Source organism: Winogradskya consettensis (genome assembly GCF_018332715.1).
In the GTDB taxonomy this organism is placed as follows: Bacteria; Actinomycetota; Actinomycetes; order Mycobacteriales; family Micromonosporaceae; genus Actinoplanes; species Actinoplanes consettensis.
This window is the reverse complement of the sequence record NZ_BOQP01000035.1, coordinates 183,072-208,365: the sequence shown is the minus strand read 5'-3', so window position 1 is coordinate 208,365 and position 25,294 is coordinate 183,072. Positions and strand designations below refer to the sequence as shown.

Below are 25,294 nucleotides of genomic sequence, written 5' to 3'. Positions count from 1 at the left end.
CCATGCCAACCTGGCCATCGCCACCTTCGCCGTCGCCGCCCGGCCATCGCTACCCAGACCCCCGCCGCCCAGCCATGGCCACCCGCACCTGGGACCTCACCACCTGGGTCCCTCGCGACCCGGGCTTCCAGCCTCCAGCTGTCCAGCCGCTGGTCCAGGCATCGGTCCTGAGGTCGGGTGGAGCAGTGGGGCAATCTTTTTCAAGACGGCATTTTGGGGCTGAGGGGCACGATCTCGCCTCGGATGGCGTGGGATGTAAGCCTCAACAGGCGCTAAGTGCGTACAAAACACTTCGGGGTTCGAAGGGGTGCTGGGTGGGTGGGGTATCGGGGCGGGGGGTCGTTTGGCGTCACGTCGGTCACAATGATCTGGTGACCGATATCCCGCGTCGTGCGGCGTCCCGGACCGCCAAGCTTGCAGCGCTGCCTCTCGGCTTTGCCGGGCGGACGGTGCTCGGGTTTGGTAAGAGGGTTACGGGGATCGCCGGCGATGTCATCTCCGCGGACATCCAGCAGCGCACCGCCGAACAGCTTTTCAGCGTCCTTGGCCAGCTCAAGGGTGGGGCGATGAAGTTCGGGCAGGCGCTGTCGGTCTTTGAGGCCGCCATGCCCGAGGAGATGGCCGGGCCCTATCGGCAGGCGCTGACCAAGCTTCAGGAAGCTGCCCCGCCGATGCCGGTGGCGAGTGTGCACAAGGCGCTGGCCGAGCAGTTGGGGGCGGACTGGCGGGACAAGTTCGCTGAGTTCGATGACAGTCCGGCTGCGGCCGCGAGTATCGGGCAGGTGCACAAGGCAGTCTGGAAGTTGCCGCCTTCGCGTAAGGGTGCCAAGCCGAAGACGATCACCGTGGCGGTGAAGGTTCAGTATCCGGGGGCCGGTGAGGCGCTGATCTCCGATCTCAAACAACTCGGGCGGCTCGCCGGGATGTTCAAGGTCATTCAGCCGGGCATGGACATGAAGCCGCTGCTCACCGAGTTGCGTGAGCGGGTGATCGAAGAGCTTGACTACGCGATGGAGGCGGAGACTCAGACCGCGTTCGCGAACGCGTTCAGGGATGATGCGGAGATCTATGTGCCTCGGGTGCTGGCTTCGTCGCCTCGGGTGCTGGTAACCGAGTGGGTTGACGGAACGCCGCTGGCCAAGGTCATTACGGATGGCACCGAGGAGGAGCGGGACGAGGCTGGGCGGCTCATGGCGACGCTGCACTTCTCGGCGCCGGCTCGGGCCGGGTTGCTGCATGCCGACCCGCACCCCGGGAATTTCCGGATTCTTCCCGATGGCCGCCTGGGAGTCATCGACTTCGGGGCGGTGGCGCGGTTGCCGGAGGGGCACCCCGAGCCGATCGGACGACTGGTTCGGCTCGCTCTCGACGGTGACGCCGACGGTGTTGCGGACGGGCTCCGCGAAGAGGGCTTCATCAAACCGGATGACGAGCTTGACGCCCGGGCGGTTCTCGACTTCCTACGGCCGATGATCGAGCCGGTCGCTGTGGACGAGTTCCGGTTCACCCGTGCCTGGATCCGCGCCGAGGCCACCCGGCTCTCCAGCCCCCGGTCGCCGGGCTTCCAGCTGAGCCGCAAGCTGAACCTTCCGCCGTCCTACCTGCTGATCCACCGGGTGACGCTGGGCTCGATCGGGGTCCTGTGCCAGCTGGAGGCCAAGGCGCCGTATCGGACGATTCTCGAGAAATGGCTTCCCGGCTTCGCTCCGGTCGCTTGATTTCAGGCCAGCTGGACACTCGGCACGACGAGACGGGCCGCGGTGTTGCTGACGCCGGCCTCGCACAGCAATGAAGCGATCCGCCTGCCAACCGGGCCGCCTACCAACCGGGTCGCCGGCCAATGGGGGCGCCGGCCAATGGGGGCGCCGGCCAACCGGGTCGCCTGTCAATGGGGGCGCCGGCCAACCGGGTCGCCTGTCAATGGGGGCGCCGGCCAATGGGGGCGCTGGCCAATGGGGGCGGCTGTCAGATGGCTCGACCGTTAGACAGCCGGGCCACCTGGTAGCCGGATCAGCGCCGACCGGGACAGACTTCGGCGGAAAGCCGCCTCAAAGAGAGCCGCCTCACGCGGAAGCGGCAACCAAAGCGGAACGGGAACATTAGCGGCAGCGGAAACGGAAGCGCCCCGCTCGCAGGGTGAGCTGCGGGCGGGGCGGTTGGGAAGGGCACGATCAGAGGCGTCCACCCAGCTCGTTGGCGGCCCGGTGGCGGGCCTCCATGGCGATCTGACGTGCGGGGCGGTGGGCCTCAGGGGTGTGGATTTCCTGAGGCCTACGCATTCGGGCGCGTGATAGCGCTTCTTGGATGAGTCTTACCTTGGGGGTTCCGTTCGGGGTCATCGCTGCGTCTTCCGTCTTTCGGTAAGGGGTGGTGATGGTGGTCATTTCAGGCTGCCAGCCGGACCGAGTTGCGGGATTCGAGACCGACGGCCTCGAGACGCTCTTCGACCTCAACGGCGAGCTCGGCGTCGCGGGCGACGTCGACCTTGCGGGGACGGCCACGGGGCCGCTTGCGCGCGACGACTGCGCCGCGCTCGAAGATTTCGCCGCCCCAGACGCCCCAGGGCTCGTTCCGCTCGACCGCGCCGGCCAGGCATTCGACGCGCAGCGGGCAGTCCCCGCAGAGCGACTTTGCCAGTTCCAGCTGGGCCGGGGAGTCCGAGAACCAAAGGTCCGGGTCGAACTTCCGACAGGGCAGGTTTGCCTCGATCTCGACGCTCACGTCGAGGGGGGCCAGCGCCAGACTCATAAAGCCCGGTCACCTCTCTCTTCTTCTCGATCTTCTGGATCGTGGTGCTTCGTTTACACCGGCCGGTGAGCCGGCAAAAAATTAAGGCCGCGGATCCCGGTTAGGGGTTCCGCGGCCTCGAGGTGAGCCGGAGGTCTGTAGATCAGACCGGCCTTCCTCGAGGCGGGACGCCGCTGGCACCATTCCGACGCTTCATCGGGATATCCGTGCCGTTGCCGCCCGTGAACCCACTGGTCTCGTAGCTTCCATCGACGGACACCAGAACCTGGGCCAGCTCGGCCTGGACCTGGACCTGGTGCGCCTGCGAAACCGGGGCCCGCTCAGCAGCCAGGATCGCCACGGGGGCGGACTCCACCACAAGGGCGGATTCCAGCGCGAGGGCGGTCATGGGGAGCCAAGAAGCGGATGGAGTGCAGAACGCAGCAGGCAGCGTCGACGGACGCTCGATCGTGTAGTTGAGCCTCATCATTGCCACCTCCTCCATCGTGTTGCACTCGATCCGAAACCCTTTGCGAGCAGGTCGCTCGCCAAGGTGTGAACTGAGGCTATTCGCTCCCCCGCAGGGAGGGCAAACGAATTAACGGACTAACTTTCAAAGTTTTTTTCGGCCGTCTCGATGGGGTCGGCGCCCGCGACAAGAGCGAACACCGCGGCGCCGTACTGATTGAGCTTGCGGGGGCCGAGGCCGGCGATCGCCAGCAGCTCCGGCGGAGTGCCCGGCTGACGCTCGGCGATGGCCACGATCGTGGCGTCGGTGAAGACGACGTACGCAGGGACTTTCTGCTCCTTCGCGACCAGCGCACGCCAGGTCTGCAGCCGCTCGTAGAGCTCCTGGTCGAGGTCCGACGGGCAGGTGGCGCAGCGGCCCAGTTTGCGGTCGACACCGGCCGTCAGCGTTGCTCCGCAGATGCGGCACGAGGCCACGGGGGCATGCCTGCTGGCGGCTTTTCGGCTCGCTGTCGCCACGCCCGGTTTCTCGAAAGTGCGGTGGCGGGTGTCGGTGAGCTGCGGTAGGAAGCGGCACGGGCGTCGGGTGCGGCCGCCGGACGCGCGCATCTGGCCGTAGGAGAGCCACAGCCACTGCCGGGCCCGGGTCACCCCGACGTAGAGCAGCCGGCGTTCCTCCTCGAGCTGTTCGGTGGTCTTCGCGTACGTCGTGGGCAGGGTGCCGTCGGCGAGCCCGACCAGGAACACCGCGTCCCATTCGAGGCCCTTGGCGGAGTGCAGGGAGGCCAGCGTCACGCCTTCGACGGTCGGGGCGTGCTGCTGCTCGGCACGGCGGGCAAGCTCCTCGTTGAATTCGGACAACGAGACGTCGCGTTGCACGGCTCCCGCTTCGCCTATCGGAACCAGAGCGGGGCTCCGGGCGTACTCCTCGGAAAGGGCGACGATCGCGGCGAGTGCCTCCCACTGCTCACGCTGGGCGCCGCCTGCCGGGGGCCTGTCGCGGGCCCAGCCGGTCGCTGACAGTGCCTCGACGACGGCCTGGACCAGCGGGGTCTCGCCGGGGGTGGAGCGCACGGCGGCGCGCAGGGCGATCATGGCCTGGCGAACCTCGCTGCGTTCGAAGAACCGTTCGGCGCCCCGGACGACATAGGGGACGTGGGCCTCGGCGAGCGCTTCCTCGTAACCCTGCGACTGGGCGTTGGTGCGGAAGAGGATGGCGATCTCGCTGGCCGGGGTGCCCGCGGCGATCAGCTCGCGGCAGCGCTTGGCGACCGCGAGGGCTTCGGCGGGCTCATCCGGGAAGATCTTGAGATCGGGCTCGGCGCCGGGTGGGCGCTGACCGACGAGTTCGAGGCGCAGCCGGGCCTCGGTGCCGCGGGCCTGCTTGATCACGGCGTTGGCGAGACCGACGACCTGGGGGGTGGAGCGGTAGTCGCGGGTCAGCCGGACGACGACGGCCTCGCGGCGCTGGCGCGGAAAATCGACGAGGTACGACGAGGTCGCGCCGGTGAACGAGTAGATCGTCTGGCTGGCGTCGCCGACCACGGTGACGTCGTCCCGGCCGCCGAGCCAGGCGTCGAGCAGACGCTGCTGGAGCGGGTTGACGTCCTGGTACTCGTCGACCACGAAGTGCCTGTACTGCGAGCGGACCTGCTCGGCGACGTCGGAGTGCTCCTCGATGCCCCAGACGGCGGCGCGCAACATGTCCTCGAAGTCGATCACACCCTGACGGCGTTTGAGCGACTCGTACGCGGCGAACACGTCAGCGACCTTGCCCACCTCGTACGGCGGCTCGCGCAGCGCCTTGGTCGCGGCCACGACGTACCCCCCGGGCTCGACCAGCGACGACTTGGCCCATTCGATCTCGCTGGCGAGGTCACGGGCGGCGTTGCGGTCGGCGCGCACCCCGGCGTGGTTGGCGGCGAGGGTGACCAGGCGAGCCTTGCTCTCCACCAGCTCGGGCATGCCTCGGCCTTCGAGCAGCCGGGCCGCGAAATATCGCACTTGGCGCAATGCGGCCGCATGGAACGTGCGGGCCTGTACTTTTCCGGCGCCGAGCGCGGTCAGCCGGGCTCGCATCTCGGCGGCGGCCCGCGCGGTGAAGGTAACCGCGAGCACATGCCGCGGGCTGATTTCACCGGAAAGAGTTCGATATGCGATGCGGTGGGTAATGGCACGTGTCTTACCTGTTCCCGCACCGGCGAGGATGCAGACCGGGCCCGCCGGAGCGGTCACGGCCCTGCGCTGGTCGGGATCGAGCCCGGCAAGAACACGTTCGGCTGTCACAACCGGGAATCATGACACCCCGGTCCGACGTTTCATCGGATGGCGCTGTGCCATGTGACTTCTTCGAAGGGACCCAGACCGATGCTGACCATGTACTCGACGCCCTGGTGCGGCTACTGCCACCGGCTCAAGTCGCAGCTGGACCGGGAAGGCATCGCGTACGAGGTCGTCGACATCGAGCAGGACCCGGCCGCCGCTGACTTCGTGATGAGTGTCAACGGCGGTAACCAGACGGTTCCGACGATGCGTTTCGACGACGGCTCCGCGATGACCAATCCCTCGATCATCCAGGTCAAGGAACATCTGGCCGCGCTCTCCGCGTAAGCAACGACGAAAACGGCCGCCCCCCGGAAGATCCGAGGGGCGGTCGTTTTTCAGGCGTTGAGCCAGGTCTCGATCAGGTAGAGGGCGATCGAGGAGCGCATGGGCAACCCGAGGCGGACACCGGCGACCTCGAACTCGCCCGAGATCATCTGGGCGATCTCCGAGCGGGTCAGCCACAGCGCCTCGTCGATCTCCTCGGGGTCGACGACGATCGGCTGGGTGGGGTCGGCCTCGGCGAGGTAGCCGAGCATCAGGGAGCCCGGGTACGGCCAGGACTGGCTCCCTTCGTACTGCAGGCTCCGGAGTTTGATCCCGACCTCCTCGCGCACCTCGCGCACCACCGCGGCCTCGGTGGACTCGCCCGGCTCGACGTAGCCGGCGAGGCAGGAGAAGCGGCGCACCCCGTCGACGGTGGGCCAGGAGGCGTTGTGCCCGAGCAGGCAGCGGCCCTGCGGACCGGCGATGCCGTCGTGCACGAGCACGATCATCGCCGGGTCGGTGCGCGGCCACATGGCCTTGCCGTTCTCGTCGACGCGGGACCAGCCGGCCTCGATGACCGTGGTGGGCTGACCGTTGAGCGGCGAGAACCGGTGGGAGGCGTGCCAGTTGCCCAGGGCGGCGGCGGTGGTGAGGATCCCGGCGTCGCGCGAGTCGAGCCGGTGACCGATATCGCGCAGGGTGCGCGCCTCGGCGCCCGGATGCTCCGGGAGCGGTGTGTCGACGGCGAAGATCGGCACGCCCTCCGCGTCGATGCCGAGGAAGAGCCGCTCACCCTCGGGCGCCGCGTCCGCGCCGACCAGCACCAGGGAGGGTTCCCCCTGGTCCAGCCCGGTGATCAGGGCGCGGCCGCCCTTCGAGATGTCGATGAGCAGGACCAGGCCCGTTTTCCAGGCCTCGGCGATCCACTCGGCGTCCGTGCGGTGATGGGCAGCACGATCCAGGGTGGTACGCGCCAGAGGTGGCCCGCCCCACCCGGGCTGCTCGCCGACGTCGGGTTCGGAACTCCCGGGCCGCTCGCCGATGTCGGGTTCGGAACTCACTCGGCGGCCTCACGTTCCACGGCGGTGAGGGCGGTCAGGGGTCCCTCCACCTTGTCGGCGTCGCCGAGCACGACCGTGACGGCCCTGGCCGGGGCCAGGAAGCGCGACGCCACCTCGGCGACCTGCTCCCGGGTCGCGGACGCCAACGCCGCCGAGTGCTCGGTGAGGTAGTCGAGACGCAGCCCGAAGCTCGCATAGATGCTGGCCAGCCCGGCGAGCCCGGCCTGGGTGGACATGCCCAGGCGCAGGGTGCCGAGGGCGTACCGGCGGGCCTGCTCGAGCTCGTCCTCACCTGGTGCGAGGCTGGCGATCTTGCCGAGCTCGTAGAGCGTCTCCAGCATCGCCGGGCCGGTCACCTCGGTCGCCACCTCGGCGGCTACGACCAGCGACGAACCGGCGAGCAGGTGCTCGATCGAGGTGTGCGGGCCGTACGTGTAGCCCTTGTCCTCGCGGATGTTCTCGACCCAGCGTGACGAGAAGTAGCCGCCGAAGACCAGGTTCGCCAGCTGCAGCGCCGCGTAGTCGGGGTCGGTGCGGGGCAGCGCGGGCAGCGCCATCCGCAGCGAGGACTGCACGGAGCCCGGCCGGTCGACCAGCAGCAGCGGGCCCGGCTCGAGCGTGGGGGTGGGCGGCACGGTGGCGTCACGGCCGGCGCCGGCCCAGCTGCTGAGGGCCTTCTCCGCGGCGTCGATCGCCTTCTCCGGGTTGAGATCGCCGACGAGTACGAGCACGGAGCCGTCGGGCCGCACCCGGTCGGCGTGCAGCGCTCGCAGCTGCGCGGGGCGTACCCCCTTGATCTGCTCCGCCTCGGGGGTCTGCACGGCGTACGGGTGCCGGCCGTACACCCGCTTGAGCAGCGCCGTCCGGGCGAGATGCGCGGGCTGGCTCTGCGCGACCTGGATGTGGTCGACGAGGCGGTCACGCTCGACCGCGACCTCGTCGGACGGGTACGCGGGCTCGGTCAGCACCCCGGCAAGGATCTCCAGCATCCGGTCGAGACCGGCGGCGAGGGAATTCCCGGTGATGAGCAGCCGGTCGGGGTCGAGGCCGGCAGAGAGGCCACCGCCGACGGTCTGCAGCTCGGCGGCGATGTCGATGCTGCTCATCGTGGCCGTGCCGGTGAACAGCGTCTGCGAGAGCAGGGTCGCGCGGGGCAGCGGCGCACGCCCGAACGGCACGCGGAGCCGCAGCTCGACGAGGGGCACGGACGGGCGGCGCACGGCGATGACGGTGAGTCCGCTGCTGAGCGTACGTTCCAGCTGCTTGGGAAGTTTGATCTTGGAATCCGGAACGAGATCCGGCAGACGCTTGGTCATTTTGTTTTCCGCCGCGGGGAGACTCTGCAGGGTGTGGGTGCTCACTGGTTTGCTCCTGGGACGACCTCGACGGTGGCGCGGCTATCGGGCCGCAGGGCGGCAGCGGCCGCGACGATCTGGGTCTCGGTGACCTCGCCGATCAGCCGGGGCAGCTCGTTGAGCAGCTCCGGGCGCCCGCGCTGCAGCTCCAGCACGGCCATCGGCAGGGCGCGGCCCAGGACCGCGTCGGTGTCCCGCAGCAGGTGGGTGGCCATCCGGGCCTGGGTGCGGGCGAGTTCGCCGGCGGCGAGGCCCCCGGTGGCGAGCCGGTCGAGCTCCTCGTCGACCACGCGCAGCACCTTGCCGGAGTCGCCGCCCGGCGGCATGTGCGCCTGCAACAGGAACGCGGTGGGGTTGCGGACCTGGAACTCGTCGCCCATGAAGCCGATGTAGCCGCCGATGCTGGTGACGATGCGGTCGCGCTGCACCAGCCGCTCGACCAGGCGGGACGCGTCACCGTCGGTGAGCACCTCGGCCAGCACGACGAAAGGCAGGTAGTCGGTGAAGCTCCCGATCGGGTCGGGCACCCGCCAGCCGGCCGCGATCGCGGGCAACGGGGCGAGCCGGTCGACGTAACTCTCCCGGCGCTCGGAGGTGAGACCCGGCTCGTCGAAGGCGGGCAGCACCGGCTTGGGCCGCGCAGGCACATCACCGAAGTGCCGCTGGATCATCTCGGTCGCGACGGCCACGTCGAAGTCGCCGGCCACCGCGAGCGTCGCGTTGCCCGACGCGTAGTACTTCTCGAAGAACTCGGCCGCGTCGTCGACGGTGGCGCTCTCCAGATCGGTGAACGAGCCGTAGCCGTCGTGCGCGTTGGGGAACGTCTCGAACATCACCGGCGGGAGCTTCAACCAGGGGAAGCCGCCGTAGGGCCGGTTGAGGACGTTGACCCGGATCTCCTCCTTGACCACGTCGACCTGGTTGCGCAGGTTCTCCTCGGTCAGCCGGGGGCCGCGCATGCGGTCGGCCTCGAGGAACAGCGCCCGTTCGAGGGCGCCGGCGGGCAGGACCTCGAAGTAGTCGGTGTAGTCGAGGTGGGTCGAGCCGTTGAAGCTGCCGCCCGCACCCTGCACGTGCCGGAAGTGGGCGAGCTTCTCCAGGTTTTCCGAGCCCTGGAACATCAGGTGCTCAAAGAGGTGAGCGAAGCCGGTGCGTCCTTCCGGCTCGGAGCGGATGCCGACGTCGTAGACCACGGCCACACCGACGACGGGCGCGCTGCGATCGGGCGTGAGGACCACGCGCAGGCCGTTGTCGAGGGTGAACCGTTCGACCGGGTATTTCGTCGCGGGAATCTTCACTTTGCGAGCCACCCCAAGAATCTAGCCCCCCGGGAGGTCAGTCGGCCTGTCCGCCGCATCACGGCGGCTCTCCACTTAGGCTTCAGCCCTTGGTGACGCTGTCCAGCTGAAGCTGCGGGTTGAGTTTGGCCAGCTGTTCGACGGCTTCGGTACGAGCTTTTGAGAACCGCAGCGTGCCCCGGGTCACGTACGGCGTCCCCGTGGCCCGCGCGACCACGTCCGGGACCAGCCCGGTCAGGATCAGGACCACACCGACCACTCCGAAGATCGCGAAGAGTGCGCCCGGGGGCTTGAGGTCGCCGAACCTGCCCCAGAGCAGCAGTGCGTCCGCGACCACGAAGAGCAGGATGATCGCGGGCGCCACGCCGTACCCGAAGATCTTCCGCAGCCGGGTCACCCGCTCGATGCCACGGGCCGCGCTCTCGCCCATCGGCACCTCGACCGACGCGCTGGACCACGGCAACCGGGGCAGCGGTACAGCGACTTTGACCTGTTTACCATCGCCGACCAGGGTCTGGCGGGGCCAGCGCACGCGGGACACCTCGTGCAGGCCGATCTTGATCTGCGTACTCACGGCGGGTGACCTTACCTGCTCGTGGCGGTTCTCATGATGCGGTTGGGACTTGACGCTCCCCTCCTACCTCGTCCACTATTCCCATGCAACTGATAGAGATACCAGGGTTTAGCAGGAGACCGCAGGGGGATTTTCGTGTACGTCTCGGCACGAACCGACTATGCCGTCCGGGCCATGCTGGCAATCGCCGCCGACGACCACACGCTGGTCAAGGCCGCGACGCTCGCAGCCGCCCAGGACATCCCCCTGAGCTTTCTGCAGGGCATCCTGCTCGACCTGCGCCGCGCCGGCCTGCTGCACAGCCACCGCGGCGTCGACGGGGGATACGCCCTGGCCCGCCCCGCGGAGGACATCACCGTCGGCGATGTCGTCCGTGCGGTCGGCGGAGCGCTGACCACCGTTCGCGGCCTGCCCACCACCACCACGACGTACCACGGGGTCGCGACCGGCCTCAAGGACGTCTGGCTGGCGGTGGAGGAGGCCATCGAGGGCGTCGTCAACCACCGCACGCTCGCCCAGCTCACCATCGCCGCTGCCGCTTAAGTACCTAGGAGTTACGCATGCGCTCCCGCACTCTCCGTGCGCTAGCCGTCGCCGCTACCGCTCTTCTCTCCGCCGCCGCCCTCACCGCCTGCGGTGGCGACGACGACAAGGGCAGCGCCAGTGGCGAGGCCGGCGCGATCCGCCTCGGCTACTTCCCCAACATCACCCACGCCCCCGCCCTGATCGGCGTGAAGAACGGCCTCTTCCAGCAGGCACTCGGCAGCACCAAGCTCGAGACGAAGACCTTCAACGCCGGCCCCGCCGCGATCGAGGCGCTCTTCTCCGGCGCGATCGACGCGACGTACATCGGCCCGAACCCGGCCATCAACGGCTGGGCCACCTCCAAGGGCACCGCGCTGAAGATCATCGCGGGCAGCACCTCGGGCGGCGCCGGCCTGGTCGTGAGGCAGGGCATCAACAGCGTCGCCGACCTCAAGGGCAAGAAGATCGCCACGCCGCAGCTGGGCAACACCCAGGACGTGGCGCTGCGGGCCTACCTGAAGTCGAACGGCCTCAACGCCGACCAGCAGGGCGGCGGCGACGTCTCCGTGCTCCCGCAGGACAACGCGACCGCCGTGCAGGCGTTCGCGCAGGGCGCCATCGACGGCGCGTGGGTGCCCGAGCCCAACCTGAGCCGGATGGTCCTCGAGTCCAAGGGCAAGATCCTGGTCAACGAGAAGGACCTCTGGCCGAACGGGCAGTTCGTCACCACCCACCTGATCGTCACGCAGGAGTTCCTCAAGAAGTACCCGGCGACGGTCAAGAAGCTGCTGCAGGGTCACATCGCGGCGGTCAAGTACATCTCCACCGACAACGCGGGTGCCCAGAAGGCCGCCAACGAGCAGCTCGCCGCACTCTCGGGCAAGCCGCTCAAGGACGAGATCCTCGCCTCGGCGTTCAAGAACCTGCAGTTCACGAACGACCCGATCGCCTCGTCGCTGTACGCCAGCGCGCAGCACGCCGAGGACGTCGGCCTGCTCAAGCCGGTCGACCTCAAGGGCATCTACGACCTCGGGCCGCTCAACGAGCTGCTCAAGGCCGACGGCCAGCCCGCGGTCAGCGACGCCGCAGCCTCCTGATCCCCCTGTCAGCCTGGGAGTAAGACCATGACCACGGTGGAAGCCGACCCGGTACAGACCGGTCAAGCGGTCGTCAGCCTCGACAGCGTCTCCAAGCAGTACGGCAGCGGCAGCAACGCCCTGCTCGCACTCGACAAGGTGTCGCTGACCGTCCGCAAGGGCGAGTTCGTCTGCCTGCTCGGCGCGTCCGGCTGTGGCAAGAGCACGCTGCTCTCGCTGATCGCCGGGCTCGACAAGATAAGCGCGGGCACGCTCGACATCGGCGGCCGGCACGTCTCGCTGATGTTCCAGGAAGCGGCGCTCTTCCCGTGGTTGTCCGTCTCGGGCAACGTCGAGCTGCCCATGCGGCTGCGCGGCGTTGCCCGGGCCGAACGCAAGCAACGCGCCGAGGAGCTGCTGGACATCGTCCGGCTCAAGGGCTTCGGCGACAAGCGCCCGCACGAGCTCTCCGGCGGCATGCGCCAGCGGGTGGCCCTGGCCCGCGCGCTGGCCCAGAACGCCGACATCCTGCTGATGGACGAGCCGTTCGGCGCCCTCGACGCCATGACCCGCGACATCCTGCACGACGAGCTCGAGCGGATCTGGCGCGAGCAGGAGCTGACCGTCGTCTTCGTGACCCACAACGTGCGCGAGGCCGTCCGGCTCGGCGACCGGGTGATCCTGCTCAGCAGCCGCCCCGGCCGGGTCATCGAGGACTTCCCCGTCACCCACGAGCGGCCACGCCGCATCGACTCCCCCGAGGTGGCCGGACAGGCCGCCGAGATCACCGATCGGCTCCGCGCGGAGGTCGCCCGTCATGCCAATTAAGTACCCCTCGGCTCGCGCGGGCCTCGAAGGCGTCACCGGTAGCCTTCCCGCCCCCGTCGAGAAGCCGGACGCCGCCAAGGACCGGATCACCGGCCTCGACGCGCTCGAGCTCGGCGGTAAGAGCGAGAAGGGCTCGCTGGGCAAACGCTTCTGGCGCAGCGCCTGGCCCAAACTGCTGGCCATCGGCATCGTCGTGCTGGTCTGGCAGATCGTCGTCTGGGCCGAGTGGAAGCCGGTCTACGTCCTCCCCGGCCCGGCAACGGTCTTCGAGGACCTGGGCACCCTGATCAAAACCGGGGACTTCTGGGACGGCGTACGCGTGACCATGCTCCGCGCCGTGACCGGCTTCGGCCTCGCCGTGCTGATCGGCACCATCGTCGGCGCGGCGGTCTCCCGCTTCACGCCGCTCCGGGCCGCGATCGGCTCACTGATCACCGGCCTGCAGACGATGCCGTCGATCATGTGGTTCCCGCTGGCCATCCTGCTCTTCCAGCTCAGCGAGAGCGCCATCCTGTTCGTCGTCGTGATCGGCGCCGCCCCCTCCGTCGCGAACGGCCTGATCAGCGGCATCGACTACGTGCCCCGGACCTGGCTGCGGGTCGGTCAGGTTCTCGGCATGACCGGGTTCGCCAAATACCGGCACCTGATCCTGCCCGCCTCGCTGCCGTCGTTCATCTCCGGCCTGAAGCAGGGCTGGGCGTTCTCCTGGCGCAGCCTCATGGCCGGCGAGCTCCTGGTGATCGTGCCGGGCGCGCTCTCCATCGGCGTACGCATGCAGCAGGCCCGCGACCTCAACGAGTCGAGTCTGGTCATCAGCTTCATCATCGTCGTCCTGGTCATCGGCATCCTGATCGACGTCCTCTTCAACGCCGCCGACAACGCCCTCCGTAAACGCTGGGGCCTGACCGGTTCATGATCGACGGACTTCGGACGGCGGGGTTGTACTCCGTACTGCTGGTCGCCTCCGCGTACACGGTTGTCGACGTGGACGCCGGGGGCGACTGGGCGTTTCTGCCCGGGTTTGTCATTCAGCTGGCGCTGTGGGGTGCGGGTGTAATGGTGGCCGCCCTGCGGTTCCAGGAGGTGACCCTGTCGCGGACGGCTGTGTGGATCGCGATCTTCATGGGGTTGCCGATGATCGTCACGACCGTGGTCGGAGCCGGATGGTACGTGCGCTATGCCGGTGAGCGGACCGCTGTCGTGGTCACCGACACCCGGACGCACTGCACCGCGGAGAACGAGTGCGGCCGGGAATCCCGGATCACGGCGGTGGCCGACGGGCGCGATCTGGGGTGGATCTCGCCGTTCTGCGACTTCGGTGGTTCCGTCCGGCGCGGGCAGCAGGCCACGGTGTGGGCGTTGCCCGGGAATTCGCCGCAGCCCCGCTACACCCAGTGCTCCGGGCAGGCGATCACGGCGGCTGTCGCGGGTGGGGTGTGGGTTGTGATGGCCGGTGGGGTGATCGCTGCCCGGACGGTGACGTCCCCCGGCGGGGTGCCGGTGGGCCGCTGCGGGCCGGTCCGGTGATTGGGCTGCTGGTCAGAGCGGCCGGACGGATTTCAGCACGTCGTTGATGACGTAGTCGAACTGCTTGTGGGTGCCCGGGATCGAGATGTAGAGGACCGCGGCCGTGGTCTTGCCGACGTCGATCACGGCGACCGCGGAGCGCTCGTCCTTGGCGTTCAGCCCCGGGGAGTCGAAGTGCAGGCGGAACTCGCTGAGATAGGCGGGGCGGCCGCCCAGCGTGGTCATGCCGTCGCGCAGCGGCTCGAGCGTGTTGGGCTGCGGGTAATACTCGGCGCGGACGTCCGCGGTGACCTGGCGGCCCACGCAGTCCAGGTTGAGTGACACCGCGTCGTTGTCCGCCGCCGGGACCGCCGCTGACAGGATCGAGGCGTGGTAGCTGCCGCCCGAGTACTGCTCGGTGACGAAGTGCTGACCCACCCGGTAGGGGATCTCCAGCGTGCCGCCGCGCCAGACGGTGTTCCAGGCGACCCACGGGGCGCCGTACTTCTTGTAGGAGATCCCGGCCTCCTGGTCGACCGTGCGCTCCCCGGTCTCGGGCGGGAGCTGCTGCGCGGGGGCGCTGGGCTCCTCGCTGGGGATCGTGGTCGGCGCCGGGCACATCTGGGCGAGCGGCGGGCGGACATCGCTGGGGGCGGAAGCCTTGCTCCGGAACGCGTCGCCGTCCGAGCTCAGACCCACGATCAGGATGATCACCAGGCCGATCGCCACGATGCCGCCGGCGATGCCGCCGAAGATCAACATCTGCCGCCGGCGTCGCTGCGGCCCGTTGTCGTCGGGCGGCTCAGGCGGAGCGGGAGGCCCGGGCGGCACCACAGGGGGTACGCCAGGAGTGGTCACCACGCCGGACGACCACTGATTCCCCGGCCGTGACCAGGCGGGAGTGTTCGGCGGGCCCTCGGACATCATCCCAGTGAACACCACCACGGGCCGTGACGGCTCACCGCCCGGCCGGGCATCGCGTCGTCAACAAGTTGGCACGGGCTCAGAGCTGGCTACCAGGGGTTACCGTCTCCACCACCGTAGGTGCGGCCTTGTTGGCCGGCGTGTACCAGGGAGTGAACGCCACCGCCATCACCAGGCCGAGGCCGAACACGGCCAGGGCGAGCACAATTGCCAGCTCACGGCGCGCGGACACGGTCTTCATGCAAAGCCTCCTGGAGGTGCCGCGCCCCAGGTCTCCAGCAGGCTGGACCCGGGCACGGCTCGGCGCAGTCACTCTTAAAGACGCCGGAGTCCCCGAATCGGTTGCAGCTCTCACAGGAAAGCTTCATCGTTCGCCGGTACCGTAATCGAATGGAAATCGTGTATCCCCCCGTCATCGCCACGGCGAAGACGTTGTTCCGCTTGCTGGACATGCGGATTCAGGTCGACGGTGCCCAGCACATCCCCACGACCGGCGGGGCGGTGCTCGCGAGCAACCACGTCAGCTACCTCGACTTCATCTTCGCCGGTTTCGGTGCCCAGCCCTCCAAGCGGCTGGTGCGTTTCATGGCGAAGAAGTCCGTCTTCGACCACAAGATCAGTGGCCCGTTGATGCGCGGCATGCGCCACATCCCGGTCAACCGGGTCGCCGGCAGCGCCGCTTTCCTGGAGGCGGAGAACGCCCTGCGCAAGGGCGAAGTGGTGGGCGTCTTCCCCGAGGCGACGATCAGTGAGTCGTTCACCGTCAAGACCCTCAAGTCCGGCGCGGCCCGGCTGGCCCAGGCCGCAGGAGTGCCCCTGATCCCGAGCGTGGTCTGGGGCCCGCACCGCCTCTGGACCAAGGGCCGCCCGAAAGAACTGACCAAACGCCATGTCCCGGTCATCATCAAGATCGGTGAGCCGATCGTGGTGCCCGCGGACGCCACCACCGAGGCGACAACGCTGGTGCTGCACGAGCGGCTGAGCGCGCTGCTGGACGAAGCCCAGCGCGATTACCCCGAGCGCCCCTCCGGCCCGGACGAGACCTGGTGGCTGCCCGCCCACCTCGGCGGCACGGCCCCGCTCCCGCGAAAGGCCGGCGCGGTGGAGCCCCTCGAAGCCTGACGGATCCGCATCAAAACAATAGCGCCGGACCCCTTATCAGGGGGCCGGCGCTGTTGTCAGCTCTTGGCTGTGATCAGAGCGGGCGGATGTTAGCCGCCTGCGGGCCCTTCTGGCCCTGGGTCACCTCGAACTCGACCCGCTGGTTCTCGTCCAGGCTGCGGTAACCCGAGGTCTGGATTGCGGAGAAGTGGGCGAAGACGTCGGCGCCGCCGTCGTCCGGGGTGATGAACCCGAAGCCCTTGTCCGCGTTGAACCACTTCACAACGCCGGTAACCATGCTCGTCTCCTCGACGGTCGATCGCTTCTGCCCATTATGGACTGAAACGAAATAATAAGACCCGAAATTTGCGGGTCTCGTGTCGCCGTACTGATCGCCCGTCCCGGAGAAACCCGGGTTACGACAAAGAGCGCCTGGGGCAGACTTCCCCACAGGCGCTCCTGAGTACTTGGGAACCAAACTGACACAACGCAAGGCAGCGTAGCACGAAGAGAGGCGGTTTCACCGTGATCGGCGTGGACATGGCACAGGCTCTGAAGGACGCCGGACTGCTCTGGAAACCGGCCCCGGGCGACCGGTTCGCGATCCCCGATCGGGACCTGGACGAGGACGTTTTCGTCCTCAGCAATATGACCATTGAGGTGCACACACTCCCCGAAGGCCAGGTGATCGGGTTCAACGGAACCACGGAATGGGCGATGGACGACGTGGAGCTGGAGGAGGCTCTCTGGCTACCCCGCGAGGACCAGATGCGGGGGCTGCTCGGCGGCACGTTCCAGGCCCTGCGGCGCACCGGCGACCGATGGGATGTGGAGATCATCCTGCTGGGTGAAGAACGGACTTTCACGTCCGAAACGCCGTCGGCCGCTTACGCCGAGGCGCTACTCCATCTGCTCGCCGCCGCCTTGTAGGAGCGGCACCGCGGTGATCAGTGCGGCCAGGCCGTCCGCATCCAGCAGGTCGGCCGGGCGCACGGTCACACCCTCGCGGACATAGTGAAAACCGGCCCGCACCCGCGACACCGGCACGTCCGCCAAAGCCGCCCAAGCCATCCTGTACGCCGCGAGCTGCACCGTTGCAGCGTCAGCGGCCGGTCCGGTGGGGCGGCGACCCGTCTTCCAGTCGATGACGTCGTAACGGCCACCCACCTCCGTGAAGACGGCGTCCATCCGCCCTCGCAGCACGATGCCCGCCACCGTGGTCGCGAACGGGACCTCTACCTCGATCGGCGTGCGCTCGGCCCACTCACCGGCCAGGAAAGCCTGCTGAAGGGCGGCCAGCTCGTCGTCGCCGGCCGCGTCGTCGTCCGCGGCACCAGGGAGCTCATCCAGGTCGAGCAGCCGGACCGAGCCGTAACGCTGCTCCAGCCAGGAGTGGAACGCCGTACCGCGCCGGGCGTAGGGCGCCGGCCGTGCGGGCAGGGGCCGGCGCAGCGTACGGGCCAGATGTTGAGGGTCGTGGCGCAGGACAACGAGCTGAGACACCGACAGGTGCGGCGGGAGAGCCACGTCGAGGGGACCCTCGTGCCGGGCGCGCTCCTCACGCTCGGCGAGCAGGAGAGCCACCTCGGTCCGCCAGCGTTCGATGTCGGAGCGCTCAGCCGGGGTCGAGCCTCCTGCCGAGGCCACGGGCGGCAGTTCGTCGCCGTGCAGGGCCAGGCCGGTTACGTCGGCGGCGAGGCCTGCCCGGGCGGCGATCTCGTCGTCGGTTTCGGCCAGCTCCACGAACGCCACGGCGGTCTCCGGGTCGGGGGCGGCGATCATCCGGCGGATCAGGTCGGCGGCGGCGGCCATCGCCGGGCGGCGGGCGCCCAGCGGGTCCGACGGCCATTCCGCGGAGGCGACCAGCTCGGCGCTCGGATTCACCGCGTCGGCGGTGGGCTCGGGGGCCCAGCGGTCCACCACACCGGCACCGTCGTCGCAGGTCGCGCGGATCTCGTTCAGGAACACCGACGGGCCACGCGGGCGCTTCACGCCGTCGCCCCACCAGTAGCCCGAGGCCAGCAGCAGCCGCCGCGGCCGGGTGACCGCGACGTACGCGAGCCGCCGCTCCTCCCGCTCGTCATGCTCCCGCCACGCCCGCCCGAACGCCGTCACCGCCGTGGCGACATCCTTCTGGTCGACCGCCTCGCCGAGGTCCAGCACGGGCAGACCGTCGGAGTCGCCGCGCAGCGGGAACGGCAGCACGCCCATCCCGCCGAGATAGTTGTCCGAGCCGCGGGTCATGCCCGGCCACACGTTCTTGGCCAGCCCCGCGACGCTCACGACGTCCCACTCCAGGCCCTTCGCGGCGTGCGCGGTCAGGATCTGCACCGCGCCCTCGATAACGTCGACCTGCCCCGGGGCGAGACCCCGCTCCTCCTCCTCGGCGGCGACCAGGAACGCCAGGAAACCCGCGAGCGTGCCACCGTCGGTCTCCCCCGAATACCGGGCCGCGACGTCGCCCAGTGCGTCCAGGTGACCGCGCGCGAGACCGGCGTCGCCCGCACCCCAGCCCCGGACCGCGACCTCGACGTCCAGGCCGATGGTCCGCTCGATGTCGGCGATCAGGTCGGGCAGCGGTTGGTCCAGGCGGTGCCGCAGCTCAGCCAGCTCCCTGCTGTACGCCCGGAGCCGCGGATACCCCTCCTGCGAGTACTGCTGCGCCACCCCGAGATCCGCCATCGCCTCGACCAGTGACGCGTCGTCGAGCCGGTCCCCGACGATCTCGGCCAGCTCAGCCTCCTGGGCATCACCGGTGGTGTTCGCGACCCGCGCGGAGGCGATCGCCCGCGACCGCCGATGCAGCGCCACGAGGTCCCGGGGGCCGATCCGCCAGCGCGAGCCGGTCAGCAGCCGCAGCAGCGAGGCCCCGTCGGTCGGGTCGGCGAGCACCCGCAGCGTGCACACCACATCGCGTACCTCTGGCGTGTCGAGCAGACCGCCCAGACCGACCACCTCGACCGGCAGCCCGCGCGAGCGCAGCGCCTCCTCGATCGCGGGGATCTGACTGCGGACCCGGACCAGCACCGCGGTGGTCGGCCGCTTGTCCAGGGGGATGTCGCCGGCCAGCGCCTCCGGCAGCCCGGCCGCCAGCCGCCACGCGGTGAGCAGGGAGTCCGCGATCCATTCGGCCTCATCGGCGTACGTGTGCAGGAGCGCACAAGCGACCGTGCGCCCCCCGACGTGCTCAGCCACGCGCTGCGCCGGGATCAGCTCGGCCACCCGGGCCCCGGCGGCGCGCAACGGCCGGGACAGCGTGTTCGCCACCTGCAGGATCTCCGGCCTGTTCCGCCAGCTACGCGTCAGGTTGAGCACCCACGCCTCGCGCCCGCCCGGCCCGGTGAACTCCGTCGGGAACCGGTCCAGCGTCCCCGCCGACGCCCCCCGCCAGCCGTAGATCGACTGGCACGGGTCACCGACCGCGGTGACCGGATGCCCGCCGCCGAACAGCGCGTTCAGGAGCACCACCTGCGCGTGACTGGTGTCCTGGTACTCGTCGAGCAGCACGATCTTGTAGCGCCCCCGCTCGATCGCGCCGACCTCGGGGTGATCGCGGGCGACCAGCGCCGCCCGGGCCATCTGATCCCCGAAGTCCATCGCCTCCAGGTCGAGTTTGCGCTGGTCGTAGAGGCGGACCAGGGGCAGCAGGGTGAGCCGGTGCCGCTGGCGCATCAGCACGTCCGACACGTCCTTGTAGACCCGCCCCGGCAGCGACTGCACGTCGGCGAAGAACCGGCCGGTCCAGGCGGCCAGGTCGTCCGGCGTGACCAGGTGCTCGGCGAGCTCCCCGGAGAGCGCGAGCACATCGTCGGTCACCGTGCTGGGCGCGCGGTTCAGCCCGGTCATCTCACCGGTGTACGAGCGCACGATCGAATCCACGATCTGCCAGCGGGCCGCCTCGGTCAGCAGGCGGGCGGACGGCTCGTATCCGGCGCGCAGCCCGTGCTCGGTGACCACCCGGGCGGCGTACGAATGATAGGTCGAGATCGTCGCCTCGCCCGTGAACTGATCGTCGCGGCCCAGCCGGCGGACAAGCTGCCCGAGCCGGGTACGCACCCGGTGCGCGAGCTCGCCGGCCGCCTTACGTGTGAAGGTGAGACCCAGGATCTCGTCGGGGTGCGCGTACCCGTTCGCGACCAGCCAGAGCACCCGGGCCGCCATGGTCTCGGTCTTGCCCGACCCTGCCCCCGCCACCACCAGCACCGGCTCGATCGGCGCCGCGATGATCGCGGCCTGCTCGGGCGTGGGGCGGTGCAGGCGCAGCAGCTTGGCCAGCTCGTCCGGGGTGTAGCGGGGCCCGGAATCAGCACGGCGTCGCGGCTTGGGGGCGGCATCGGCGAAAAGCGACGGTTGAGTCACGGCTCCACTACCTGGCGGCCCTGGCCGCTGATCGGGCAACTCGTACGGACCGGGCACACCCGGCACTTCGCATTGGCCACCGCCGAGAACGTCGCCGCGGCCATGGTGTCCGCGGTCCGGCGCACCATGGCGTACGCCCACTGCGGATCCTCGGCCTCACTGAGCGGCACCTGCATCTGCTCGCGCGCTTCCTTGGTCGGCCCGAGCTGCACCAGCCCCGCCCCGCCACTCTCCGCGCCCACGCTGAAACTGTCGAACGCCCCCGCATCAACCGCCGCCTGGTAGCCCGCGAGCTGCGCATGCTCCTCGACCTCCGGCGCGGAAACGGTCGTACTCTTCCCCGTCTTCAAGTCGATGACCACCAACCGGCCCTGCTCGTCGACCTCCAGCCGGTCAACCCGCCCGGTCAGCTGGATGGGACGACTCGGATCATCCAGCCGTACGGTGAACTCGTGCTCGATCGCGAGCAACCGGCGCGGATTCTTCGCCAGCCAGCGCAGCAGCTTGTCCACCATCCCCTGGGCCCGCTCGTGCTCGGGGCCGGCCAGCCATCGAGCAGCGAGCTCAATCGCGTCGAACCGCGCCGACACGTACTCCACCAGCTGCTCCCGATCGGCGTTCGCATCCTCGGCGAGCATCGCAGCGGCATGGACCAGGTTGCCGACACCCTGCGCCGGACCCGCCGGCCCCGCACCACCGTGCCGTTCGAGCAGCCACCGCAGACTGCACCGCAGGGCGCTCTCCATGCTCGACGGCGTCACCTTGACCGGATCACCGTCGTCCACCAGCGGCCGATCATCGGAGAGCGGACGCAGACCCCACCACTCGTCCGGATGAGCCCCGGGAACACCCGCCCGAGCCAGCTTCGCCAACTCCCCCGCAGCGGCATGCCGCCGGCCCGGCGTGCTGCCCGGAGCAACAACAACCGTACGCAACTCAGCCACCAACGCCGAAAGCGTCAACGCCCGCGGCGGCCGGCCAACAGCCAACTCCTCATCGTCGGCCCCGCCATCCCCCACACCACTTCCCGGCATGTCTGACATGTCCGGCACGGCAGCAGCCGGGGCATCGCTCGGGCCGACGTCGTTCGAGCCCGGATCGCTCGGGCCGGCGTCGCTCGGTCCGTGGTCGCTCGGGCTGGGGTCGCTCGGGCCAGCATCGCTCGGGCCTGCGCCGCTCGGGCCAGCATCGCTCGGGCTGGCGTCGCTCGGGGTGGCATCGCTCGGGGTGGCATCGCTCGGGCCGGAGTCGTCCGGGTCCGGGGGTTGCGGGTCGTCGGGTTCGGGGGGGCCGGGGTCGTCGGGGTCGGGGCGGTGGGGGTCGGTCGGTGGGGGGCCGTCGCCGCGCCGGTCGGGCAGGCCGAGTTCGGTCAGGAAACGGCTCGGCTGTTCCTCGCCCTCGGAGCTGCCGACCCCCGCCGAAGCGACGGCGGTCACGATCAGCCGCTGCCGCGCCCGGGTGGCAGCCACATAGAACAACCGCCGCTCCTCGTCGAGCAGGGCCGAGGTCTGCCCCACGACCGCCGCAGCACCCGCGGCCGGCCGGCCGGCGATCAGGTCAACGAGCCGCTCCGACCCGAGCAGACTCCCCCGCAGCCGCAGGTCGGGCCAGATTCCCTCCTGCACCCCGGCCAGCACCACGACGTCCCACTCGAGCCCCTTCGCAGCGTGCGCGGTGAGCAGCCGCACGGCCTCGCCCCGGTCCGCGCTGGGTGCGATCGAGTCCGCGGGCAGATCCTGACCAAGCACATGATCGAGAAAGATCTCGGTACGCGCACCCGGCAGCCGGTCAACAAACCGCGCCGCCGCGTCGAACAGCACCACCATGGCGTCGAGATCCCGGTCAGCAGCTTCGGCCCGCCACTGCCGGGCCCGCCCCCCTTCGCCACCGGGTTCGACGGGCGCCCCGCGCGTACTCAATGCGTACCACCGGTCGGAAAGCCCGCTCGCCCGCCAGACATCCCACAGGACCTGCTCGGCGGTGGCCCCGGGAACAGCGGCGGCCGCCCGCGCAACGGCGATCAGCCGAGCGACGTTCTGCGCCGGAACCGCCCACCTGCGCTCCACGACATCCAGCCCGGCCGTATCCCGCAACGCGTCGACGAGCAGCTCCCCCGAGGGCCGCCGATCCCCCGCCGCCAGCGCCAACGCCCGTAGCCCCTGCCGCAGACGACGCTCGGCGAGCGGGTCCGCCCCACCCAGCGGCGAGTGCAGCAACGCGACCGACGACTCCTCGTCGAGCAGATCGGGCTCCAACGCGCACCGCAGCAGAAGCAGGAAGGGAGCAACCGCCGGTTGAAGATGCAGCGGAAGATCCTCGGCATGGGTGACGGTCGGCACCCCCGCGGCCACCAGCCCGCGCTGCAACGAGGGCAATTGGAGCGTCGTCGACCGAAGCACGACCGCCATCCGCGACCACGGAATGCCCTGCAGCAGATGAGCCTCCCGCAGCGCATGCGCAACGTACGCCGTCTCACTCGCCGCCGACCGAAACGTCCGCACCACAGCCGCAGCCACCTCGGCTCGCGGCAGCGAAACCGGCGGCCCAACAGGCGGCGAGACCGGTTGCCCAACAGGCAGCGGAACTGGCGGCCCAGCAGGCAGCGAGACCGGTTGCCCAGCAGGCGGCGAAGCCTGCTCACCGGTCCCCTGAGCGGGCACCCGCACAGCGGCCGATCCCCCGACCGGTCCGGCATCAGGCGAATCCGCCTCAATCCGGACCGCATCAGCAAGTGGAAGAGCCGGCTCGGGCAGCGCGGGCGGTGGATGCAGGGCGCGGTGCTTCATCCGCCCGCGCATGCGCCGGGCGACCCGTCCGGTAGAGGCGAGCAGCCCCGGCGTGACCCGATAGCTGGTGTGCAGCATGACGGTCTCGGCGAGCGCGCCGGAGGCCGTCCGGAATTTGGTGGCGAAGCCGTCCACAGCCTCCGGGTCGGCGCCCCGGAACCCGTAGATCGAGGAATCCGGGTCACCAAATGCGACCAGTGGCTTCCCGCCCCCGGCGACGAGCGCCAGCAGCTCGATCTGCGCCGGGTCGGTATCGGCCAGTTCATCCACATAGACGTAGTCGATGCGCCGACGCTCGGAGTCGAGCAGGACCGGATCGTCAGCCAGCAACCCCGTAGCGGCGCGGACCAGCTCGGCGGGGTCGTAGGCGGTCGAGCCGCGGGTGGTCACGTCGCGCAGGGCCAGGACGGAGACGTACTCCCGCAGGAAACGGGCGGCGGCCGGCCAGTCGTCGCGCCCGAGGCGTCTGCCGTGCTCGGCGAGGTCGACGGGGCCGATCCCCCGCTCGGCGGCACGCTGCATCAGGTCGCGGAGCTGCTGGGCGAAGGCCCGCGTCGGCAGCGCCGGCCGCAACGCGTCGGGCCACCCGATCGTGTCGGCGGCCTCCGCGTCGCTCACCACTTCGAGCAGCTCGCGGATGATCAGATCCTGTTCCGGGCCGGTCAGCAGCCGCGGCGAGGGCTCACCCCGCTCAGCGGCGGCACGGCGGAGCAGCCCGAACGCGTACGCATGGAAGCTGCGCACCAGGGGCTCGTGAAACGTCGGCCCCGCGATCCGGGCCTCGATCCGATCCCGCAGCGCCGTCGCCCCGCGCCGCCCGAACGTCAGCACCAGGATCCGCTCGGGATCCACCCCGGACGCCACCCGCGCGGCAACGGCCTCGACCAGCACCGTCGTCTTCCCCGTGCCCGGCCCCCCGACCACCAACAGCGGCCCCGACGTGTGCCCGATCACATACCGCTGCAACGGATCGTCACGCAACGACTCCGCAACCGCCGCAGGCCTGCGCACCAGCCGGTACGCAGGCCGCTGAACAGCACCAGGAGTCGAGGTCACGGCACCAATAAGACCACGCACCTACGACAAAATCCCAAGCGAGCCGACCGAGGCGCGGAGACGGACCGGCATCGTTATGCGGTGGGTTGCCGGGGGCTGGACCTGGTGGGTGAGGAGGAGTTCGACGGCTTTCCAGCCGAGTTGGTAGTAGGGGAGGGCAATGCTGGTCAGCTGCGGGCGGAGCCAGGCGGCCAGTTCGGAGTCGTCGAAGGACAGGACCGAGACGTCGGCCGGGATGGTGCGGCCTGCTTCCTGCAGTGCCTGGTACGCCCCCAGCGCGATCCGGTCGTTGAAGCACACCAGGGCCTTCGGGGCGGTTCCGGCGGCCAGGGCCTGACTGATCGCGTCGTGGGCCTGCTCGGGCTGCCAGTCGCAGCCGATGGTGCCGGCGAGTTTCGTGCCGGTGGCAGCGAGGCCTTCGCGCAGGCCGGCGAGGCGTTCGCGGCCGGCGAAGACGTGCTGGGCCGGGTGTCCGACGAGGTAGATGCCGTCCCGGTGGCCCGCCTCGGCGAGGGTCCGGGCCGCGCTCCAGCCGGCGGCCAGCTCGTCCGGGATGACCGCGTGGTGGGTCGGGGTGGCTGCTCGGGTGAGGCAGTTGAGCAGGACCACGGGGTGGCCTTTGAGGAGCTTGGGGACGCGGACGTGGCGGGTGGACATGCTGGCGTAGACGAAGGCGTCGACCTGGCGGTCGAGGAAGCCGGAGATGAGCCGTTCCTCGACGACCGGGTCGCCTTCGGTTTCGCCGATGAGCAGGAGGTGACCGTGGGCGACCGCGGCGGCGAGGCTGCCGTGGATGGCGCGGCCGGCGTACTGATCGGAGGCGAGGGTGTCGGAGAGCAGCGCGACCGTCTTGGTGACCTTGGTGCGCAGGCTGCGCGCCATCAGGTTGGGCCGGTAGTCCAGATCCTGGGCCGCCCGGAGGACCCGTTGCCGGGCGTCTTCGGAGATCCGCATGTCCAGGTGGCGTCCGGTGAGGACGAAGGACGCCGTGCTTCGGGACACCCCGGCCCGCTGTGCGACCTGGAGGAGGGTCGCCCTTTGCGGGGCCATGCGACGAGTCT

At 69.8% G+C, this 25,294-nt stretch carries 22 protein-coding genes; 9 read left to right on the top strand and 13 right to left on the bottom strand.

Annotated elements, in window-relative coordinates; genetic code table 11:
• Nucleotides 1-371: 371 nt before the first annotated feature.
• Nucleotides 372-1,718 (top strand): ABC1 kinase family protein, encoded by a 1,347-nt coding sequence (locus Aco04nite_RS31200; RefSeq protein ID WP_213000822.1) that lies wholly within the window; start codon nucleotides 372-374, stop codon nucleotides 1,716-1,718.
• A 667-nt stretch (nucleotides 1,719-2,385) separates the two neighbouring features.
• Here the strand turns inward: Aco04nite_RS31200 and Aco04nite_RS31195 are convergent.
• From Aco04nite_RS31195 to Aco04nite_RS31185, 3 genes are all read right to left on the bottom strand, one after another.
• Complete coding sequence (locus Aco04nite_RS31195; RefSeq protein ID WP_203839750.1) at nucleotides 2,386-2,748, bottom strand: WhiB family transcriptional regulator; 363 nt, start codon at nucleotides 2,746-2,748, stop codon at nucleotides 2,386-2,388.
• Nucleotides 2,749-2,890: 142 nt separating this feature from the next.
• Nucleotides 2,891-3,217, bottom strand: a complete 327-nt coding sequence (locus Aco04nite_RS31190; RefSeq protein ID WP_244876419.1) for a hypothetical protein — start codon at nucleotides 3,215-3,217, stop codon at nucleotides 2,891-2,893.
• Between the two features lie 116 nt (nucleotides 3,218-3,333).
• Entirely contained in the window at nucleotides 3,334-5,481 is a 2,148-nt protein-coding gene (locus Aco04nite_RS31185) for an ATP-dependent DNA helicase UvrD2 (protein ID WP_213000805.1), read from the bottom strand.
• 81 nt (nucleotides 5,482-5,562) lie between these two features.
• Here Aco04nite_RS31185 and Aco04nite_RS31180 point away from each other — a divergent pair, with 81 nt between their 5' ends.
• A complete protein-coding gene (locus Aco04nite_RS31180) occupies nucleotides 5,563-5,805 on the top strand; it encodes a mycoredoxin (protein WP_203839748.1) in 243 nt (80 codons plus the stop codon).
• A 50-nt stretch (nucleotides 5,806-5,855) separates the two neighbouring features.
• Here Aco04nite_RS31180 and nudC read toward each other — a convergent pair whose 3' ends face one another.
• The 4 genes from nudC to Aco04nite_RS31160 form a co-directional block, all read right to left on the bottom strand.
• Nucleotides 5,856-6,827 (bottom strand): NAD(+) diphosphatase, encoded by a 972-nt coding sequence (gene nudC, locus Aco04nite_RS31175; RefSeq protein ID WP_213000820.1) that lies wholly within the window; start codon nucleotides 6,825-6,827, stop codon nucleotides 5,856-5,858.
• Nucleotides 6,828-6,841: 14 nt separating this feature from the next.
• On the bottom strand, nucleotides 6,842-8,161 hold the full coding sequence (locus Aco04nite_RS31170; protein ID WP_213000804.1) for a M16 family metallopeptidase: 1,320 nt from the start codon (nucleotides 8,159-8,161) through the stop codon (nucleotides 6,842-6,844).
• A 41-nt stretch (nucleotides 8,162-8,202) separates the two neighbouring features.
• Nucleotides 8,203-9,510: a M16 family metallopeptidase gene (locus Aco04nite_RS31165; protein WP_213000803.1), complete on the bottom strand. Its 1,308-nt coding sequence runs from the start codon at nucleotides 9,508-9,510 to the stop codon at nucleotides 8,203-8,205.
• A gap of 70 nt (nucleotides 9,511-9,580) precedes the next feature.
• Complete coding sequence (locus Aco04nite_RS31160) at nucleotides 9,581-10,072, bottom strand: hypothetical protein (RefSeq protein WP_213000802.1); 492 nt, start codon at nucleotides 10,070-10,072, stop codon at nucleotides 9,581-9,583.
• 135 nt (nucleotides 10,073-10,207) lie between these two features.
• Here Aco04nite_RS31160 and Aco04nite_RS31155 point away from each other — a divergent pair, with 135 nt between their 5' ends.
• From Aco04nite_RS31155 to Aco04nite_RS31135, 5 genes are read left to right on the top strand one after another with little or no spacing between them, the layout of a single operon-like run.
• On the top strand, nucleotides 10,208-10,615 hold the full coding sequence (locus Aco04nite_RS31155; protein ID WP_213000801.1) for an RrF2 family transcriptional regulator: 408 nt from the start codon (nucleotides 10,208-10,210) through the stop codon (nucleotides 10,613-10,615).
• Nucleotides 10,616-10,632: 17 nt separating this feature from the next.
• Nucleotides 10,633-11,694 carry an ABC transporter substrate-binding protein gene (locus tag Aco04nite_RS31150; RefSeq protein ID WP_213000800.1) on the top strand — a complete coding sequence of 354 codons (1,062 nt, stop codon included), beginning with the start codon at nucleotides 10,633-10,635 and terminating at the stop codon, nucleotides 11,692-11,694.
• 27 nt (nucleotides 11,695-11,721) lie between these two features.
• Nucleotides 11,722-12,501 carry an ABC transporter ATP-binding protein gene (locus tag Aco04nite_RS31145; RefSeq protein WP_213000799.1) on the top strand — a complete coding sequence of 260 codons (780 nt, stop codon included), beginning with the start codon at nucleotides 11,722-11,724 and terminating at the stop codon, nucleotides 12,499-12,501.
• The gene (locus tag Aco04nite_RS31140; RefSeq protein WP_213000798.1) at nucleotides 12,491-13,417 is read left to right on the top strand and encodes an ABC transporter permease; all 927 of its coding nucleotides are present in this window, start codon (nucleotides 12,491-12,493) and stop codon (nucleotides 13,415-13,417) included. Before Aco04nite_RS31145 ends, Aco04nite_RS31140 begins: the two co-directional genes overlap by 11 nt.
• Complete coding sequence (locus tag Aco04nite_RS31135) at nucleotides 13,414-14,028, top strand: hypothetical protein (RefSeq protein WP_213000797.1); 615 nt, start codon at nucleotides 13,414-13,416, stop codon at nucleotides 14,026-14,028. Before Aco04nite_RS31140 ends, Aco04nite_RS31135 begins: the two co-directional genes overlap by 4 nt.
• Nucleotides 14,029-14,040: 12 nt before the next feature.
• Here the strand turns inward: Aco04nite_RS31135 and Aco04nite_RS31130 are convergent, their stop codons facing one another.
• Nucleotides 14,041-14,868, bottom strand: a complete 828-nt coding sequence (locus tag Aco04nite_RS31130) for a hypothetical protein (RefSeq protein ID WP_244876418.1) — start codon at nucleotides 14,866-14,868, stop codon at nucleotides 14,041-14,043.
• 142 nt (nucleotides 14,869-15,010) lie between these two features.
• The gene (locus Aco04nite_RS31125; protein ID WP_213000795.1) at nucleotides 15,011-15,172 is read right to left on the bottom strand and encodes a hypothetical protein; all 162 of its coding nucleotides are present in this window, start codon (nucleotides 15,170-15,172) and stop codon (nucleotides 15,011-15,013) included.
• Nucleotides 15,173-15,321: 149 nt separating this feature from the next.
• Here Aco04nite_RS31125 and Aco04nite_RS31120 point away from each other — a divergent pair, with 149 nt between their 5' ends.
• Nucleotides 15,322-16,053 (top strand): lysophospholipid acyltransferase family protein, encoded by a 732-nt coding sequence (locus Aco04nite_RS31120; RefSeq protein WP_213000794.1) that lies wholly within the window; start codon nucleotides 15,322-15,324, stop codon nucleotides 16,051-16,053.
• A 73-nt stretch (nucleotides 16,054-16,126) separates the two neighbouring features.
• Here Aco04nite_RS31120 and cspE read toward each other — a convergent pair whose 3' ends face one another.
• Nucleotides 16,127-16,330: a transcription antiterminator/RNA stability regulator CspE gene (gene cspE / locus Aco04nite_RS31115; RefSeq protein WP_015625344.1), complete on the bottom strand. Its 204-nt coding sequence runs from the start codon at nucleotides 16,328-16,330 to the stop codon at nucleotides 16,127-16,129.
• A 242-nt stretch (nucleotides 16,331-16,572) separates the two neighbouring features.
• Here cspE and Aco04nite_RS31110 point away from each other — a divergent pair, with 242 nt between their 5' ends.
• On the top strand, nucleotides 16,573-16,962 hold the full coding sequence (locus Aco04nite_RS31110) for a pilus assembly protein CpaE (protein ID WP_244876427.1): 390 nt from the start codon (nucleotides 16,573-16,575) through the stop codon (nucleotides 16,960-16,962).
• Here Aco04nite_RS31110 and Aco04nite_RS31105 read toward each other — a convergent pair.
• Genes Aco04nite_RS31105 through Aco04nite_RS31095 form a run of 3 tightly spaced genes read right to left on the bottom strand, consistent with a single transcriptional unit; the run spans nucleotide 16,933 to nucleotide 25,283 of the window.
• On the bottom strand, nucleotides 16,933-20,391 hold the full coding sequence (locus Aco04nite_RS31105) for an ATP-dependent helicase (protein ID WP_213000792.1): 3,459 nt from the start codon (nucleotides 20,389-20,391) through the stop codon (nucleotides 16,933-16,935). The two genes, Aco04nite_RS31110 and Aco04nite_RS31105, sit on opposite strands and share 30 nt — an antisense overlap.
• Nucleotides 20,388-24,233 (bottom strand): ATP-dependent helicase, encoded by a 3,846-nt coding sequence (locus Aco04nite_RS31100; RefSeq protein WP_213000791.1) that lies wholly within the window; start codon nucleotides 24,231-24,233, stop codon nucleotides 20,388-20,390. The genes Aco04nite_RS31105 and Aco04nite_RS31100 overlap by 4 nt, the downstream gene beginning before the upstream one ends.
• A gap of 21 nt (nucleotides 24,234-24,254) precedes the next feature.
• Complete coding sequence (locus Aco04nite_RS31095) at nucleotides 24,255-25,283, bottom strand: LacI family DNA-binding transcriptional regulator (protein WP_213000790.1); 1,029 nt, start codon at nucleotides 25,281-25,283, stop codon at nucleotides 24,255-24,257.
• Nucleotides 25,284-25,294 lie beyond the last annotated feature (11 nt).

Bases quoted from the DNA above. Each gene is read 5' to 3' on its own strand.
- cspE (WP_015625344.1), bottom strand. From the start codon at position 16,330: ATGGTTACCGGCGTTGTGAAGTGGTTCAACGCGGACAAGGGCTTCGGG.
- Aco04nite_RS31140 (WP_213000798.1), top strand. From the start codon at position 12,491: ATGCCAATTAAGTACCCCTCGGCTCGCGCGGGCCTCGAAGGCGTCACC.
- Aco04nite_RS31180 (WP_203839748.1), top strand. From the start codon at position 5,563: ATGCTGACCATGTACTCGACGCCCTGGTGCGGCTACTGCCACCGGCTC.
- Aco04nite_RS31110 (WP_244876427.1), top strand. From the start codon at position 16,573: ATGGCACAGGCTCTGAAGGACGCCGGACTGCTCTGGAAACCGGCCCCG.
- Aco04nite_RS31135 (WP_213000797.1), top strand. From the start codon at position 13,414: ATGATCGACGGACTTCGGACGGCGGGGTTGTACTCCGTACTGCTGGTC.
- Aco04nite_RS31170 (WP_213000804.1), bottom strand. From the start codon at position 8,161: ATGACCAAGCGTCTGCCGGATCTCGTTCCGGATTCCAAGATCAAACTT.
- Aco04nite_RS31195 (WP_203839750.1), bottom strand. From the start codon at position 2,748: ATGAGTCTGGCGCTGGCCCCCCTCGACGTGAGCGTCGAGATCGAGGCA.
- Aco04nite_RS31190 (WP_244876419.1), bottom strand. From the start codon at position 3,217: ATGATGAGGCTCAACTACACGATCGAGCGTCCGTCGACGCTGCCTGCT.
- Aco04nite_RS31145 (WP_213000799.1), top strand. From the start codon at position 11,722: ATGACCACGGTGGAAGCCGACCCGGTACAGACCGGTCAAGCGGTCGTC.
- Aco04nite_RS31150 (WP_213000800.1), top strand. From the start codon at position 10,633: ATGCGCTCCCGCACTCTCCGTGCGCTAGCCGTCGCCGCTACCGCTCTT.
- Aco04nite_RS31120 (WP_213000794.1), top strand. From the start codon at position 15,322: ATGGAAATCGTGTATCCCCCCGTCATCGCCACGGCGAAGACGTTGTTC.
- Aco04nite_RS31095 (WP_213000790.1), bottom strand. From the start codon at position 25,283: ATGGCCCCGCAAAGGGCGACCCTCCTCCAGGTCGCACAGCGGGCCGGG.
- Aco04nite_RS31125 (WP_213000795.1), bottom strand. From the start codon at position 15,172: ATGAAGACCGTGTCCGCGCGCCGTGAGCTGGCAATTGTGCTCGCCCTG.